Origin of the sequence: Kitasatospora sp. NPDC056531, from assembly GCF_042794375.1 — a bacterium.
Taxonomy (GTDB): Bacteria; Actinomycetota; Actinomycetes; order Streptomycetales; family Streptomycetaceae; genus Kitasatospora.
In genome coordinates this window covers 214,725-229,166 of the sequence record NZ_JBHTTU010000004.1, presented here as the reverse complement: position 1 = coordinate 229,166, position 14,442 = coordinate 214,725, and the positions used below count along the sequence as shown (strand labels likewise).

Genomic DNA, 14,442 nt, shown 5'->3' with positions numbered 1-14,442 from the left:
CGAGTGGAGGAGATCCCCTTGACCGAGAACGTGCTCCGGGTGGGCATCGGCGGCCCGGTCGGCTCCGGCAAGACGGCGCTGATCGAGGCGCTCGTCCCGGTGCTGATCGCGCGCGGCCACCGCCCGGCTGTCATCACCAACGACATCTACACCCAGGAGGACGCCCAGCACGTGCGCCGCACCCTCGCCGGGGTGCTCGACCCGGAGCGGGTGGTCGGCGTGGAGACCGGCGCCTGCCCGCACACCGCCGTGCGGGACGACCCGACGATGAACCTGGCGGCCGGGGCCGAGATGCTGGAGCGCTTCCCGGACGTCGACACCCTGCTGTACGAGTCCGGCGGCGACAACCTGACCCTGACCTTCAGCCCGGTGCTGGTCGACCTCTTCCTGTTCGTCCTGGACACCGCCGAGGGCGAGAAGATGCCCCGCAAGCGCGGCCCGGGCATCACCGAATCGGAGCTGCTGGTCATCAACAAGATCGACATCGCCCAGTACGTCCGCGCCGACCTCGGCATCATGGAGTCCGACGCCCGGCGGGTCCGGGAGGGCGGGCCGGTGGTGCTCACCAACTGCCTGACGGGGGAGGGGCTGGAGGAGATCGCGAGCTTCCTGGGGACCTTCCGGAAGGTCCCGGCGTGACGGTCCTGGCGGAGGGGTCGGCGCCCCCGCCGGGGTCGGTGCCCCGGCTCGACCCCCGCCACTACGAGCCGGCCCGCGTGCCGTACGAGGTCCGCCGGCACGCCGGGACGCCCGACACCCTCGCGGTCGGACGCCCCGGCAAGGTCGGGCTGCTGGAGCTGGCCTTCGAGCGGATCGGCGGGCGCACCGAGCTCACCGGCCACTACCAGAAGTCGCCGCTGCAGATCATGCGCCCGCTCTACTTCGACCCGGCCCGCCCGGACCTCGCCGTCACCTTCCTGATGTCCACCGGCGGCGGCATCCTGCAGGCCGACCGGCTGCGCACGGACATCCGCTGCGGCGCCGACACGGCGGTCCACCTGACCACCCAGGCGGCCACCAAGGTCTACCGGATGGAGCACGACTACGCGACCCAGCTCCTCAACCTCTCGGCCGGGCCGGGCTCCTACGTCGAGTACCTGCCCGAACCGGTGATCCCCTTCGTCGACTCGCGCTTCTACCAGCGCACGGTGCTGACCGTGGACGCCGGTGCGACCGTGGTCGCCGGGGAGACCCTGCTCACCGGCCGGCTCGCCCGGGGCGAGCGGAACGCCTACCAGGTGTTCGCCTCGGACCTCGAAGTGCGGCGCCCGGACGGGGAGTTGGTGGCCCTGGACACGGTGCGGCTGGAGCCGGCGGGCGGCGGCGTCGCCGGTCCGGCCGTGCTCGGCGGGCACGACGTGATGTCCAGCCTGTACGTGCTCAGCCCGCTCGCCCCGGCGGCGCGGATCGCGGACGTGCTGCACGAGGCGCTGGCCGGCCGCGGCCTGCTGTACGGGGTCAGCCTGCTGCCGCAGGACGGCGGCGCCTGGCTGCGGTTGCTCGGCTCGGACTCCCGGGCCTGCGCGGCCGCGCTGCGGACGGCGTGGGACGCGGTGCGGCGGCTGCTGATCGGGGTTCCGGCGCCGGAACTGCGGAAGACCTAGAGGTCCTGCTCGGCGAGGCGGGCGATCTGCCGGTGGCTGAGGTCCACCGTGCGGTTCATGTGCTTGAGCAGGAAAGCGAGTTCGTCCTCGCTGTCCTCGGCGAAGATCGCCACCCAGTCGGTGCTGAGGGCGCGCCACACCTCCCCGAAGCGCTCCAGCGCCTCGGGGAGGACGGCCACCAGCACCCGGCGGCGGTCCGCCTCGTCCCGCTGCCGGGCCACCAGGCCGGCCTTCTCCAGTCGGTCGACCAGCCGGGTCGCCGAGCCGCTGGTGAGGCCGGTCAGCTCGGCGATCCGTCCGGTGGTGACCGGGCCGTCCTCCAGGGTGAGCAGGTTCAGGCACTGGACGTCGGTCGGGTGCATGCCGAGATGGTCGGCGACGGCCTGGTTGAACAGCACGTAGGAGGCCAGGTAGCGGCGCGAGACCGGCCACAGCTGCGCCATCAGTTCGTCGCGGGTGGTCATGGGGGAAGGGTAGCCGGGCTCCCGATAAATAGTTGCGCGACGCAGGTGTCTTTCTCTATTTTTATCTGCATGACGCAGATAACTGAGCTTCCTGTCGCCGTCACGGGTGCCACCGGCGCCCAGGGTGGAGCCACGGCCCGCGCACTGCTGCGCGCGGGTCGTCCCGTCCGGGCGCTGACCCGTGCCGTCGACTCCCCGGCCGCCCGTGAACTCTCCGGCCTCGGCGCCGACTTGGTGCGCGCCGACTTCGACGACCCGGCCTCGCTGGCCGCCGCCCTGGACGGCACGGGCGCGCTGTTCGCGATGTCCACCCCGTTCGGGACGGACCTCGACACCGAGGTCCGCCAGGGCATCGCCCTGCTCGACGCGGCGGCCGCCGCCGGCGTGGGGCACGTGGTCTTCACCTCCGCCACCAACGCCGACCGCTCCACCGGCATCCCGCACTTCGACACCAAGCAGCGCATCGAACAGCACCTCGCCGGCCTGGACCTGTCCTGGACCGTCATCGGCCCGGCGGCCTTCCTCGACAACTACGCCAACGACTGGAGCCTCCAGTCCCTCCGCGAGGGCGTCTACCACCTCCCGATGCCGCCCGGAGTCCCCCTCCCGGTGATCGCCGCCGAGACCATCGGTGCCTTCGCCGCCCACGTCCTCACCCACCCCGAGGCCTACACCGGCCGCCGCATCGACATCGCCTCCCAGTGGTGCACCGGCGAGCAGATCGCCGCCGCCATCGCCGCCGCGAGCGGCCGCCCGATCCGCTGCGAGGAGGTGCCGCTCGCCGTCGTCGAGACCTACTCCGAGGACCTGGCCGCGATGTTCCGCTACTTCCAGGAGCCCGGCCTCGACGTCGACACCGCCGCCCTGCACGCCGCCCACCCGGGAATCCACTGGCAGACGGTGGAGGAATGGGCGGCCGAGCAGCCCTGGGAGCTGTGAACGGATAAGGAGGTCTAGCCTCGTCAGGTGAAGGGGGTGGCCACCATGCGGCTTCCACGCGCAGCACACGCCCGACAGCCCTGGCGGATCCACGAGTTCGCCGGGGACTTCCGGATCGAGGACGTCTGGTCCTACCGCACCCCGGGCGCCGGCCCGGACGACTTCCCGACGGCGCTCGCCGCCATCCGCGCCGACCGCGGACCCTCCGCCCAGGGCCTCCCGGCCCGCGTCCTCTTCGCCGTCCGCTGGAAACTCGGCGCCCTCCTCGGCTGGGACGACCCCGCCGCCGGCCTCGGCAGCCGCGTCCCGTCCCTGCGCGACCGCCTCCCGCAGGACCTCCGCGACACCGTCGACCCCGTCGGCTCGCCACTCACCCCGGTGTACCTCACCAACGACGAGTACGTCGCCGAGATCGCCAACCGCACCGTCCACGGCCTGATGCACCTCGGCTGGGTGCCCGTCGCCGGCGGCGGCCACGAGCTGCGGATGGCCGTCCTGGTCAAGCCCAACGGCTGGCTCGGCCGCCGCTACATGGACCTCATCGCACCGTTCCGCCACTACGTCGTCTACCCGGGCATGACCCGCCAGTTCGAACGGGCCTGGCGGGACCGCGCCCGGCTGGTCCCCGGGGCCGGGGACGTATCGTCGCGGGGTGGCACAGAGGACACCGCGCAGCATCCACGTCGACGGCCGTGACTACCGCTGGACGGTCCGCGCCCGCGACGGCGAACACGTAGTCGTGCGCGTCTGGCTCGACCAGCCCGGCCGTGGTGGCCGGGTACTGGCCGTCACCCGGCGCTTCGACGACCCCTGGCTGCACTACGGGGTGCTGCTGACGGCCCCGCCCGAGCGGATCGCCGAGGTGTTCCAGCTGGAGCCCGTCACCCCGGCGCTCACCGCCGGCCTCGTCCGGGCGGGCCTGGCCGCCGGGTGGCGGCCGGAGGAGACGGGGGCGGAGCTGCGCTTCACGATGACGGGGGATTCGCTCGTCCGGGAGTGACGGAGGTGAGGTGGGCGTCGGCTTCGCGGACGTACCGGTCCGGGTCCTGGGCGGCCACGCCTTCCAGGGTCGCAGCAGTCTCGGGACGGCCGGGCCACTGCCAGGCGAGCATGGTCAGCGCCCGGCGCCGTACCGCCGTACTGGGGTCGCCGGTTGCCCGCGCGCGGATCACGGTCTCGGCGGCTTCCGGGGCGATCACCGCGTAGTGGCCGAGAGCTGCGAGGCGCAGCATGTCGTCGGGCGCCTGGACCAGTCGGTCGAGGAGGACGTGAATCGTCGCCTGATGTGAACTCCGCCGCTCGGCCAGGAGATTGACAGCCTTCGATCTCATCTCGGAGTTGCCGGAGTCTGTCGCTGTGCGGGTGAGCGGCGCGACGGTCTCGGGACCGTCGGCGTCCAGGGCGGCGAGCCCTTCGAGTGCGCGCCGGCGGGTTTCGGGGCTGCGGTCGTGCGCGGCGCGATCGTGGAGCAGGGGCAGGACGGACGGGTCGTCGGGCCACCGGCGCGCCAATTCGCAGACCCCGATCGGACCCCCGCCCATGTGCTGCAGGTCAGCCGCTCCAGCGCTCGACGAACTTGCGTTGCCAGGGCGTCTCCACGGCGTGCGGGCTGTAGTGCTCCCGGACGTAGGCGACCGCCTCGGGCGCCGGGACGCCGTCGAGGATCGCGATGCAGGCGAGCGCGGTGCCGGTGCGGCCGCGGCCGCCGGCACAGGCGAGTTCGACCCGGTCGACGGCGGAACGTGCCCAGGCCTCACGGAAGGCGTCGGCCGCGTCGGCGCGGTCGGCGGGCAGCCGGAAGTCGGGCCAGCGGACCCAGCGGCTCTCCCAGGGCAGGGGCTTCGGCTGCCGCCCCAACAGGTAGATGCCGAAGTCGGGTCGGGGCCCGGGCGGCAGCGGGTTGCGGACGCCGCGGCCGCGCAGCAGACGGCCGGAGGGCAGTCGGAGCACGCCAGGGGTGTCGGGGGCCCAGGTGTCGGTCATGTCGGCTCTCGGATCTCAGATGTCGGCGTGGTCGATGAGCTTGAGGCTGCGCTCCCACAGCTCCGCCCGGGCCCGCAGGTCGTAGGCCTGGCGGTTCGCCCGGGCTTCGCGCAGCCGGTCGTAGTAGCGGCCGGTGACGGCGGTGAGGGCGGGGTCGGTGGCGAGGCGGTGGGCGAGGGCGCGGTCGAGGCCGTCGGTGGCGCCGGTGATGAGGATCGTCCGGGGTGGGGTCATGGGGACTCCTGTCATCGGAATCGGCGGCGGAACCGGTTCAGGATGCCACGTGCAGCCTCGGTGTCCCCGGCATCCCGGCCCGGTGGGCGAGGGCGGCCGCCTCGCCGCGGGAGGCGACGCCCAACTTGGCCAGGATGTTGGCCACATGGAACTTCACCGTGGACTCGCTGATGTGCAGTGCGGCGGCGATGTCCCGGTTGCGGCGGCCCTGGGCCAGCTGGTCGAGGACCTCCAGCTCGCGCGGCTGGAGCCCGTCCAGCGGGTCGGTGGCCACCGTGGGCGAGGGCAGGGCGAGCGGCAGGTCGACGGTGACGGTGGTGCCCCAGCCGGGGACGGCCTCGACGGTGTGGTGGCCGCCGAGGGCGGCGATCCGGTCGGCGGTGCGGTGGACGGTCAGGGCGTCGGCGGCGAGTAGGCCGAGGCCGTCGTCGCGCACCACCGCGCGCAGCACGCCGTCCGCCGTGAACTGCCAACTCAGGTGCAGTCGGGTCGGTTTGTCCTGTTCCAGCATCAGCATGACGGCGACCCGGACGGCGTCGCGCGCGGTGTGCGCGGTGTCCGCCGGGACGGACCGGGTGGCGTCCGCCGGCGGTGCGAGGTCCAGCCGGACCCGGGTGTGCCGCAGCAGCGGGCGCAGCTCGCGGGCGAGCCGGGCGAAGGCGGCGTCGGCGGGCTCCTCGCTGAGCGTGCGGTCCAGGTCGGCGCCCCGGCGCAGGTCGAGCAGGGCGGTGACGGCCAGCTCGGTGGCGGCGCGGCGGGCGGCCGCGTCGTCCAGGTCGGCCGAGCGCAGCGGCGCCAGGATCGCGCTCAGCGCGGCGCTGTGGGTGCCGGTGAACTCGGCGATGGCCCGGGCGCGGGCGTTGGCGGCGGCGCGGGAGACCGCCGCATGGCTGGGGTCGGCGTCGGTGGCGCGGTGGTCGGAGTGGGTGATCACCAGGTCGCACAGCTGCTGGAGGACGGCGAGCGCGCCCGGGGCCACCGGTTCGGTGTTCGTCCGGACGAGCACCAGGACCGCTCCCTTGCCGTCGCCCGGCGCCGCCGAGACCACCACCACCGGCCGGGTACGGCCCGCGAGTTCGGCCTCGCCCTGCCAGGGCCGGCCGGCAGCGGTCGTTTCGGCCGCGCGGTCGGCCAGTCGGGAGAGTTCCAGGCCGCTGACGCTCTCGGTCAGCTCGGCCGGGCCGTGGGCGTGCGTGGGGGAGAAGGTGCAGATGCCGCTGAGGTGCGCGATCCCCACGTGCGGGACGAGCGTGCCGATCACCTCCGACAGGCGCGTCAGCATGTTCGGCCGGGGCGTGCGCAGTACCTCGACGGCCCGTGCCAGCGCGTCCTCGGGGCGGCCCCAGTGTTCCTGCCACGTCTCGTCCATGCCGTCCACCCTAATCCGGGAGCTTCGGTCGGCCGCCCGTCCGTTCGGCCAGGTCGAACTGTCCGAACGGCGGGCCGGGCGCCCGTCGACGGCGCCGCAGGATGGAGTCGTCGGAAGCAACAACTCCCGGAAACCCCGAGGACATTCCATGACCAAGGCGATTGCCTTCCCGCAGTACGGCGGCGCGGACGTGCTGCGCCCGATCGACATCGAACTGCCCGCCGCCGGCCCCGGCCAGGTGCGGGTCGCGGTCCGCGCGGTGGGCGTCAACCCGCTGGACCACAAGGTGCGCAGCGGCGAGCTGCACGCGCTCTTCCCGGCCGTATTCCCCGCCGTGCCCGGCTACGAGGTGTCCGGCGTGGTGGAGGAGGTCGGCGCGGACGTGACCGGCTTCGCGCCCGGCGACGAGGTGTTCGGCGCCCTGATGGGCGGCGGCTACGCCGATCACGCGCTGGTGGCCGCGGACCAGCTGGCGGCCAAGCCCGCCACGCTCAGCTGGGAGGAGGCCGCCGCGATCCCGGTGGCCGCCGAGACCTCCGAGCGCGTCCTCGGCCTGCTCGGCGTGCGGGCCGGCCAGACACTGCTGGTGCACGGCGCGGCCGGCGGGGTCGGCACTCTGCTGCTGCAGTTCGCCCGGGAGCGCGGGATCACCGTGGTCGGCACCGCGAGCGAGGCCAACCACGCCCATCTGCGCGAGCTGGGCGCGATCCCGGTGACGTACGGCGAGGGCCTGGCCGACCGGGTGCGGGCGGCCGCCCCGGGCGGGGTGGACCGGGCGCTGGACGCGGCCGGGCGGGGCGGGGTGCTGCCGCTGTCGGTCGAGCTGACGGGCAGTGCGGACCGGGTGCTGACGATCGCCGACATCCCGGGCGCGCAGGAACACGGCATCCGGTTCTCCGGCGGCGCCGAGGGCGTCGAGTCCTACCACCGGCGCGCCTACGCCGCCGCGCTCGCCCTGCACGAGGCGGGCACCCTGCGGCTGCCGCTGCACCGGGTGTTCCCGCTGGCGGAGGCGGCCGAGGCGCAGCGGGTCAGCGAGCGCGGGCACCTGCGCGGCAAGATCGTCCTCACGGTCTGACGCGTCCGCACGCCCGTACCGTGCCCGTACCGTCCCCTGCCGCGCCGCTGACGCACCGGACGCGGGATCGCCGCGGAACCCCGATTTCCCCCGCTGCGGTCGGTAGAGTCCCGCCCATGGTGACTCTGAACGCGGCGGGGCGGTTGGCCGGGCGCTCGTGCGTGGTGACCGGGGCGGCCAGCGGCATCGGCAGGGCCGTGGCCGAGCGGTTCGTCCGGGAGGGCGCGTCGGTGGTCGTCACCGATGTGGACGCCGAGGGGCTGCGCCGGCTGGCAGAGCAACTGCCGGGCGCCGTCAGCACGGTGGTGGGCGACGTGTCCCGGGACGAGGACGCCCGGCGGATGGTCGACGCGGCCGTCGAGCGGTACGGGCGGCTGGACGTGCTGGTGGCCAACGCCGGGGTGATCCCGCTGATGGAGATCACCGAGGCCACCGCCGAGGACTGGGACCAGGTGATGGCCGTCGACGGCCGGGGCATGTTCCTCACCTGCAAGTACGCGATCCAGGCGATGACCGCGCAGGAGCGGCCCGGCGGCTCGATCGTGTGCCTGTCCTCGATCTCCGGCGAGGCCGGCCAGCGCGGCCAGGCGGTGTACGGGCCCGCCAAGTTCGTCGCCTCGGGGCTGACCAAGCACCTCGCCGTCGAGTGGGCCGACCGCGGGATCAGGGTCAACGCCGTCGCCCCCGGCACCATCTCCACCGAGCGGGTGGCCCGGCTGCGGGACGAGCCCGGCGGGCCCGAGTACCTGGAGGCGATCGAGAAGCTGCACCCGATGGGGCGGCTCGGCGACCCGGCCGAGGTCGCGGCCGCCGTCCTCTTCCTCGCCTCGGACGACGCCTCCTTCATCACCGGGGCGGTGCTGCCGGTCGACGGAGGGTACCTGGCGCAGTAGGGCACCTGGAGAGTGAACGGCGATGCCGCGTCTGACAGTTAGCGGCCGAACAGCTCGACCAGGGCCGACACCCCGTCCGCGCCGTGCCCCGCTGCCACCGCCCGCCGGGTGACCGCGAGCGCGGCGTCCAGGACGGAGGTGTCCAGGCCGCGGCTGCGGGCGGTGTGGGCGACGTGCTCCAGCCCGGCCGCGGCGGAGGCCACGCTGCTGCGGTCGCCCGAGTGGCGGCGGTCGTCCGCGCGCTGGGCGAAGTCCTCCATCAGCGGTGGCAGCATGCGTGGCAACCCCTGGGCGTACGGGGCGAGTTCAGCGCCGCTGATGCCCTCGGCGCGGGCCAGCGCCAGGGCGTGGAGGTAGCCGTGCACGGTGGTCCAGAACAGGTCCAGCAGGGCCGCGTCGAAGGCTGCCGCCCGCCCCGGGTCCGCGCCCACGTGGCGTACGGTGCCGAGGGCCCGGAGCGTCGCCTCGTGCGCGGTGAAGGCCTCCGGGTCGCCGCTGAGCAGGACGGTGCCCTCCGGGCGGCCGATGGTCGGGGTGGGGGTGAGGATCGCGGCGTCGAGGAGCCGGAAGCCCCGGGCCTCGGCGTCGGTGGCGTTGGCCCGGGCGTCCTCCGGTGCGATCGAGGTGGCGTTGACGACGGTCCGGCCGCGCAGCGCCTGCCCGGCGGCGTCCAGTGCGGTCCGGGCGGCCGATTGGTCGCGGACGCAGAGCAGGACGAGCGGGGCGTCCGCCACGGCCCCGGCGGCGCTCGCGGCCGGTCGCGCGCCGAGGGCGAGCAGTTCGGTGTCCCGGCCCGGAGTGCGGTTCCAGACGGTGACGGGATGGCCGACGGCCAGCAGCGCCGCGGTCAGCGCCCGGCCCATCGGGCCCAGGCCGAGGACGGCAACTGCGGTGCGGGAATGGGTGATTGAGGAAGATCGTTCGTTCGGCATGGCGGTTACGCTAGACCTTCACGCCGACGGCAGAGTCAAGCCGACGAGTACGGCGGCGAGTACGGCGACGAGCACGCCCAGGGGAACCGCCAGGGGAACGACCACCGGAGGTGTCGCGATGCGGATCGGAGAGCTCGCCCGGCGGACGGGGGCCACCCCGCGCGCCCTGCGCTACTACGAGGAGCAGGGGCTGCTCACCCCCGAGCGCCGTCCGAGCGGCTACCGCGAGTACGGCGAGCGGGACGTGGACACCGTCCACGGCATCCGCACCCTGCTCGCGGCCGGCCTCAACAGCGCCGTGATCGCCGAGATCCTCCCGGGCCTGCCGTTGCCGGGGCGCCGCCGCCCCGGTCCGACCTGCCCGGAGCTGCTGAACGGTCTGGCCAGGGAGCGAGCCCGGATCACCCGGCAGCTGGACGAACTCGCGGCCGCTCGGGCGCTGTTGGACGCCATCATGGGTGCGGAGGCGCCGAGCGAGCTGATCCGCAGGCCGAGGGCCGACACGACGGGACGGAAAACCGGTGGCGCGCACCGGCCGGCCGTGCTGGAGTGATCGGATGGATCATGATCACGTACTCGCCCTGTTCGACGAGCGGATCCGGCGCAACGCGCGGCCCGACGGCCCCGGGGTCAGCGTCGAGCACGACGGCGCCGTGGTGCGCCAGGTGGGCGGGGAGCACGGCTGGAACGGCGTCGTCTGGTCCGGCCTGGACGAGGCCGGGGCGGACGCGGCGATCGCCGCCCAGGTGCGCTACTTCAGCGCACTGGGGCGGGAGTTCGAGTGGAAGACCTACGCCCACGACCGCCCCGCCGACCTCGGGCAGCGGCTGTTGGCGGCCGGGTTCACGGCCGAGCCCGACGAGGCGCTGATGATCGCCCGGATCGCGGACCTGCCGACCGGGCCGGTGCTGCCCGAGGGCGTCCGGTTGGAGGCGGTGACCGACCCGGCCGGGGTGGAACTCATGGTGGCGGCCCACGAGCAGGCCTTCGGCACCGACTTGCCCGGCCTGCGGGAGCGGCTGCTCGACTGCCTGCGGCACAACTCGGAGACGGTCCTGATGGTCCTCGCGATGGCCGGCGACCGGCCGGTGAGCGAGGCCCGGATGGAGCTGACCCCGGGCACCGGCTTCGCGGGCCTGTGGGGCGGCGGTACGGTGCCCGGCTGGCGCGGCCGGGGCATCTACCGCGCCCTGGTGGCCCACCGCGCCCGCCTCGCCGCCGACCTCGGCTACGAGTACCTCCAGGTCGACGCGAGCGACCAGAGCCGCCCCATCCTGGAGCGTCTCGGCTTCGCGCGGCTGAGCACCACCACGCCGTACGTGTACCAGCCCTAGGGACGGGCGAGGCCTGGCCCCCGGTGCGGCGGACGCCGGGGGCCAGGCCGTTCAGGTGGGCCGGGTCAGTGGCGCGGGACCGCCACCGCCGTGACCTGCTGCTGTTGCAGGTGGGCCGGGTTGGTGCCGTCGTCGTAGGTGGTCACCGAGGTCGTGTAGTCCGTCGTGCCACCGATGGTGTTGCCGAAGTAGTCGCCGATGAAGGTGTTGGAACCCTCGACCGGGGCGTCGAGCTGCGGGTCGAAGGAGTGGGCGCTGAGCCGGAGGTTGTGGCCCAGCGGGTCCAGCGTCGGGTCGTAGAACTGGACGCTGGTGTCCACGCAGTAGTCGGCGGCGCCGTAGGGTGCGCCGGGGTGCTTGGGGTTGGCGGTGTCCAGGGCGAGCCCGGCGGCCTGAGCCTCGGCGGTGCCCGCGGCGGGGCAGGCGAGGCGCCGGTCGTAGAAGGCGACGCTCACCGTGCCGTCGGGGCCGGTGGTCAGGTTGGGCTGGAACTCGTCCACCGGGGCGGCGTTGTCGTTGACCCGGACCGGGTCGCTCCAGCTCGCGCCGCCGTCGTAGGAGGCGGTGAGCAGGACGTTGACCACGCCGGTGGCGTAGTCCTCGTACGCGACGTACAGCGGGTAGTGGCCGTTCACCGGCTGGCTGCCCAGGGTGAAGGTGTCCTCGATGCCGTCGCGGAACGTGGTGTTGGCGTACGAGCCGGGCGGCGGCGTGATGGTGCTCGGCAGGCTGGACACCGAGGACCAGGTCTGCCCGCCGTCGTGCGAGGCGTCCAGGACGATCGCGTCGCAGCAGAACCGGTGCGCCGGGTCGGAGTTGGTGAGGGTGGTGTACACCGTCCCGTCCGGGGCGACGTGGGGCAGCAGATAGGTGGCGCCCTGCGGGGTGCTCGGCGGCTCGGGGAGCACCCGCGGGGTCGACCAGTCGGTGTGGGTGCCGTCCGGGCGGGCGTCGGCGTACGCGATGTACGGCACCGCGGTCTTGCTGTGGAAGTCCACCCACATCGCGTAGATGCGGTTCAGGTGCGGGCTGTCGGGGTTGGTGTCGATGGCGATCCACTGCTTGTCGGGACCGTTGCCGATGCTGTCGTAGGACGCGACGAAGTCCGGGTGCCCGCCGTGGGTGGTCAGCCACTGGGTGGCGGTGGTGGCGCCGTGCGGGCGCACCGACACCGAGATGACCTGGGACGGGACGGCCGGGTTGGCCTCCTGGGCGGTGCCCGGGACGAAGTCGTGGGAGCCGTTGGCGTCGTAGACGAACTGGTACGGCAGCAGCAGCGAGTAGTAGTTGCCCCAGGTGTCGAAGGCGCCGACCGGGTCTGTGTTGTCGGTCCAGCCCTCGTAGCCGGGGATGTGGCCCTGCACCGGCCAGCTGTGGCCGCCGTCGAAGGACTCGAAGAAACCGAGCAGGTGGTTGTAGCCCTCCGGGCTGGCCACCCACTTGGAGGCGCCGATCAGGTGGTTCGGGTTGGTCGGGTCGACCCGCAGGTCGGACTCCGAGTGCCCCTTGACCAGCATCGGCGTCGCCGCCGGGTACCCAGGGTTGCTGCCGACCTGGGTCGCGTACGGGCCCGCCGCACCGGTGTCCTCACCGGTGGTCGCGCCGCCCGCGGGGCAGGGCGTCATGCCGCTGTAGCCCTCGGCGGGGCCGCTGTCGGCGGCGTACGGCACCTCGGGCCGGAAGCAGCTCGTCCGGGCGGTGGTGGCCTCGACGTTGCTGACGGCGTTGGCCGCCTGGCTCGCCGCGTACGCGGAGTCGCTCTGGGTGCCCTGGGGCAGGGCCGGGCCCCCGGTCGCGGCGGAGGAGGAGGGGGAGAGGAGGGAGAGGCCGAGCAGAGCCGGGCCGAGCAGCAGGGCGAGTCTGCGATTGCGCAACGGGATGCCTCCTGCGGTCTGGGGGTGAACCTGGGGCAGTGCGTCGGGAGTTGCCCACGGCCACCTGGGGGTCGGGCGGCGCGGGCCCGATGACGGTAGTGAGGGCGAGGTCACGACAACAAGGGCCGGAGACGGAAGTTGACGACCCGTTTGCCGTCCGCGGGGAAGGTCATGGCATACGGTGCCGACTTGTCGGAAGGTTCGCTGCCCGGGCCGGGCATCACCGTCTGGGCCCGGGCACCGACCGGACGGTCGGGCGGTACGGACCAAGGGCGGTCGGGGGGCGAGTGTGAACCGCCTCGCGAGCCGCTCCCCGGGCTCACCCGAGAGGACCATCCCGCCCCGGTGCGGCACGTCACCGCCCGGGCGGCCACGGCAGCGTCTACGGCAGCCGCTCGACCACGACCATCGCCGCGTCGTCGTCCAGCCGCCCGCCGACGTGGGCGAGCAGGTCGCGGCGCAACCGCTGCAGCAGGGCGGCCGGGCGTTCGGCCTGCCAGTCGGTGACCCGGTCGGTGAGCGGGTAGAAGCGGCGCTGGGCGTCGCGGGCCTCGATCACGCCGTCGGTGTAGATCAGCAGCCGGTCGCCGGGGCGGAACGGGAAGGTCTCCACCTCGTATTCCACCGGGGTGAGCTCGCCGAGGCCGAGCGGAGGCGCCGGGTGGCGGGCGACGATGGTGGTGATGCCCTCGGGGCGCAGCAGCAGCGGCGGCGGGTGGCCGCAGTCGATCAGGCGGACCGGCGAGCCGTCGTCGGGGATGTCGAGCAGGACGGCGGTGATGAAGGACTCGCCGCCCTCGTCGGGGGCCTCGTGAACCCCCGGGCGCAGGGACGGACGGGCCAGCCGGGCCTGCTGCGACTGTTCGGCCAACTGGGCGAGGTCCCAGCAGACGCTGCCGTCCAGGTAGGCGGCGAGGTCCGGCAGGTTGGCGTGCAGGTGGGCGGCGGCGCGGAAGGCGCCGAGCAGCAGGGCGGCGTCGCCGAGCGAGGACAGGCCCTTGCCGCGCACGTCGCCGACCAGCAGCCGGGTGCCGGTGGCGGTGCGGGCGGCCGCGTACAGGTCGCCGCCCACCTGCGCCTCGGCCTCGGCGGCCAGGTAGACGGAGGCCAGGTGCAGCGGCCCGATCCGTTCCGGCAACGGGCGCAGCAGCACCCGCTGGGCGGCCTCGGAGACCGAGCGGACCTGGGCCAGCTCGCGCTCGTGCCGGTCGCGCAGCACCCGCAGGCCGACGATCAGGGCCGAGACGACGACCTGCGCCCCGAGCTGGGTCTCGATGTTGGCGCTGGTCAGGCCGTCCCTGACGGTGCCGATGAAGGTGAGCGCGCCGAGGGCGAGCAGGGCGACCCCGGCGGTGGCGCGGGCGCCCGCGAAGGAGGCGGTGAGGGCGGGGGCGACGATCAGCAGCGGGCCGAGGTGGATCTCCGACGGGGAGAGGATGTCGACGACGGTGATCAGGATGATCAGCGCGAGCGACAGCGCCGTCAGCACTCGGCGGTCGGGCCGCCAGGCGCGGCGGCGGGCACGAGGACGCGGCTGTTCGGCACGCTGCCGGAGGGGCACCTCTCCTCTGTACACCGTGCGGACGGTGGGACGCACTCCGGGGGGTGTCGGGGGTGGTGTCCAGCGGTGCCGCGGGCGCCGTCGGGGGGGGGGGGGGGGGGGGGTTTCCGGCCCCCCCCAGGCTGGTTTCCAGTGGTTCCCCAGGCCTGGCCCCCCTTCCCCCCCGCAACGGGCCAA

General features: G+C 74.0%; 17 protein-coding genes. 9 read left to right on the top strand and 8 right to left on the bottom strand.

All coding sequences use genetic code 11. The features are described 5' to 3' along the window. Positions 1-18 precede the first annotated feature (18 nt). Together ureG and ACFQ87_RS07295 are read left to right on the top strand one after the other, a co-directional pair. Positions 19-639: an urease accessory protein UreG gene (gene ureG, locus ACFQ87_RS07300; protein ID WP_380609591.1), complete on the top strand. Its 621-nt coding sequence runs from the start codon at positions 19-21 to the stop codon at positions 637-639. Between the two features lie 5 nt (positions 640-644). Beyond that, positions 645-1,604 (top strand): urease accessory protein UreD, encoded by a 960-nt coding sequence (locus ACFQ87_RS07295; RefSeq protein WP_380609688.1) that lies wholly within the window; start codon positions 645-647, stop codon positions 1,602-1,604. Here ACFQ87_RS07295 and ACFQ87_RS07290 read toward each other — a convergent pair. After that, positions 1,601-2,068, bottom strand: a complete 468-nt coding sequence (locus tag ACFQ87_RS07290) for a MarR family winged helix-turn-helix transcriptional regulator (RefSeq protein WP_380609590.1) — start codon at positions 2,066-2,068, stop codon at positions 1,601-1,603. The genes ACFQ87_RS07295 and ACFQ87_RS07290 overlap by 4 nt on opposite strands. Before the next feature lie 69 nt (positions 2,069-2,137). Between ACFQ87_RS07290 and ACFQ87_RS07285 the strand changes: the two genes are divergently transcribed. The 3 genes from ACFQ87_RS07285 to ACFQ87_RS07275 are packed head-to-tail and all read left to right on the top strand — an operon-like array spanning position 2,138 to position 4,007. Further along, the gene (locus tag ACFQ87_RS07285) at positions 2,138-3,007 is read left to right on the top strand and encodes an NmrA/HSCARG family protein (RefSeq protein WP_380609589.1); all 870 of its coding nucleotides are present in this window, start codon (positions 2,138-2,140) and stop codon (positions 3,005-3,007) included. A gap of 45 nt (positions 3,008-3,052) precedes the next feature. Next, complete coding sequence (locus ACFQ87_RS07280; RefSeq protein WP_380609588.1) at positions 3,053-3,703, top strand: DUF2867 domain-containing protein; 651 nt, start codon at positions 3,053-3,055, stop codon at positions 3,701-3,703. Then, on the top strand, positions 3,660-4,007 hold the full coding sequence (locus ACFQ87_RS07275) for a hypothetical protein (protein WP_380609587.1): 348 nt from the start codon (positions 3,660-3,662) through the stop codon (positions 4,005-4,007). Before ACFQ87_RS07280 ends, ACFQ87_RS07275 begins: the two co-directional genes overlap by 44 nt. Here ACFQ87_RS07275 and ACFQ87_RS07270 read toward each other — a convergent pair. Genes ACFQ87_RS07270 through ACFQ87_RS07255 form a run of 4 tightly spaced genes read right to left on the bottom strand, consistent with a single transcriptional unit; the run spans position 3,973 to position 6,593 of the window. Continuing rightward, the gene (locus ACFQ87_RS07270; protein ID WP_380609586.1) at positions 3,973-4,548 is read right to left on the bottom strand and encodes a HEAT repeat domain-containing protein; all 576 of its coding nucleotides are present in this window, start codon (positions 4,546-4,548) and stop codon (positions 3,973-3,975) included. The genes ACFQ87_RS07275 and ACFQ87_RS07270 overlap by 35 nt on opposite strands. A 10-nt stretch (positions 4,549-4,558) precedes the next feature. Further along, a complete protein-coding gene (locus ACFQ87_RS07265; protein WP_380609585.1) occupies positions 4,559-4,990 on the bottom strand; it encodes a protein phosphatase in 432 nt (143 codons plus the stop codon). A gap of 15 nt (positions 4,991-5,005) precedes the next feature. Beyond that, on the bottom strand, positions 5,006-5,224 hold the full coding sequence (locus ACFQ87_RS07260; RefSeq protein ID WP_380609584.1) for a hypothetical protein: 219 nt from the start codon (positions 5,222-5,224) through the stop codon (positions 5,006-5,008). Between the two features lie 37 nt (positions 5,225-5,261). Then, positions 5,262-6,593, bottom strand: a complete 1,332-nt coding sequence (locus ACFQ87_RS07255; protein WP_380609583.1) for a LuxR C-terminal-related transcriptional regulator — start codon at positions 6,591-6,593, stop codon at positions 5,262-5,264. A gap of 148 nt (positions 6,594-6,741) precedes the next feature. Here ACFQ87_RS07255 and ACFQ87_RS07250 point away from each other — a divergent pair, with 148 nt between their 5' ends. Both ACFQ87_RS07250 and ACFQ87_RS07245 read left to right on the top strand, forming a co-directional pair. Further along, the gene (locus ACFQ87_RS07250) at positions 6,742-7,671 is read left to right on the top strand and encodes an NADP-dependent oxidoreductase (protein ID WP_380609582.1); all 930 of its coding nucleotides are present in this window, start codon (positions 6,742-6,744) and stop codon (positions 7,669-7,671) included. A gap of 116 nt (positions 7,672-7,787) precedes the next feature. Then, positions 7,788-8,564, top strand: a complete 777-nt coding sequence (locus tag ACFQ87_RS07245) for an SDR family NAD(P)-dependent oxidoreductase (RefSeq protein WP_380609581.1) — start codon at positions 7,788-7,790, stop codon at positions 8,562-8,564. A 38-nt stretch (positions 8,565-8,602) separates the two neighbouring features. On the opposite strand, the gene ACFQ87_RS07240 is transcribed toward ACFQ87_RS07245, so the two are convergent. Further along, positions 8,603-9,496: an NAD(P)-dependent oxidoreductase gene (locus ACFQ87_RS07240; protein WP_380609580.1), complete on the bottom strand. Its 894-nt coding sequence runs from the start codon at positions 9,494-9,496 to the stop codon at positions 8,603-8,605. A gap of 118 nt (positions 9,497-9,614) precedes the next feature. Here ACFQ87_RS07240 and ACFQ87_RS07235 point away from each other — a divergent pair, with 118 nt between their 5' ends. Both ACFQ87_RS07235 and ACFQ87_RS07230 read left to right on the top strand, forming a co-directional pair. Further along, the gene (locus ACFQ87_RS07235; protein ID WP_380609579.1) at positions 9,615-10,049 is read left to right on the top strand and encodes a MerR family transcriptional regulator; all 435 of its coding nucleotides are present in this window, start codon (positions 9,615-9,617) and stop codon (positions 10,047-10,049) included. Between the two features lie 4 nt (positions 10,050-10,053). After that, positions 10,054-10,830 carry a GNAT family N-acetyltransferase gene (locus ACFQ87_RS07230; protein ID WP_380609578.1) on the top strand — a complete coding sequence of 259 codons (777 nt, stop codon included), beginning with the start codon at positions 10,054-10,056 and terminating at the stop codon, positions 10,828-10,830. Between the two features lie 65 nt (positions 10,831-10,895). On the opposite strand, the gene ACFQ87_RS07225 is transcribed toward ACFQ87_RS07230, so the two are convergent. Together ACFQ87_RS07225 and ACFQ87_RS07220 are read right to left on the bottom strand one after the other, a co-directional pair. Then, positions 10,896-12,704 carry a hypothetical protein gene (locus tag ACFQ87_RS07225; RefSeq protein WP_380609577.1) on the bottom strand — a complete coding sequence of 603 codons (1,809 nt, stop codon included), beginning with the start codon at positions 12,702-12,704 and terminating at the stop codon, positions 10,896-10,898. A gap of 382 nt (positions 12,705-13,086) precedes the next feature. Beyond that, positions 13,087-14,265, bottom strand: coding sequence for a PP2C family protein-serine/threonine phosphatase (locus tag ACFQ87_RS07220; RefSeq protein ID WP_380609576.1), 1,179 nt, complete (start codon positions 14,263-14,265; stop codon positions 13,087-13,089). Between the last annotated feature and the right edge of the window lie 177 nt (positions 14,266-14,442).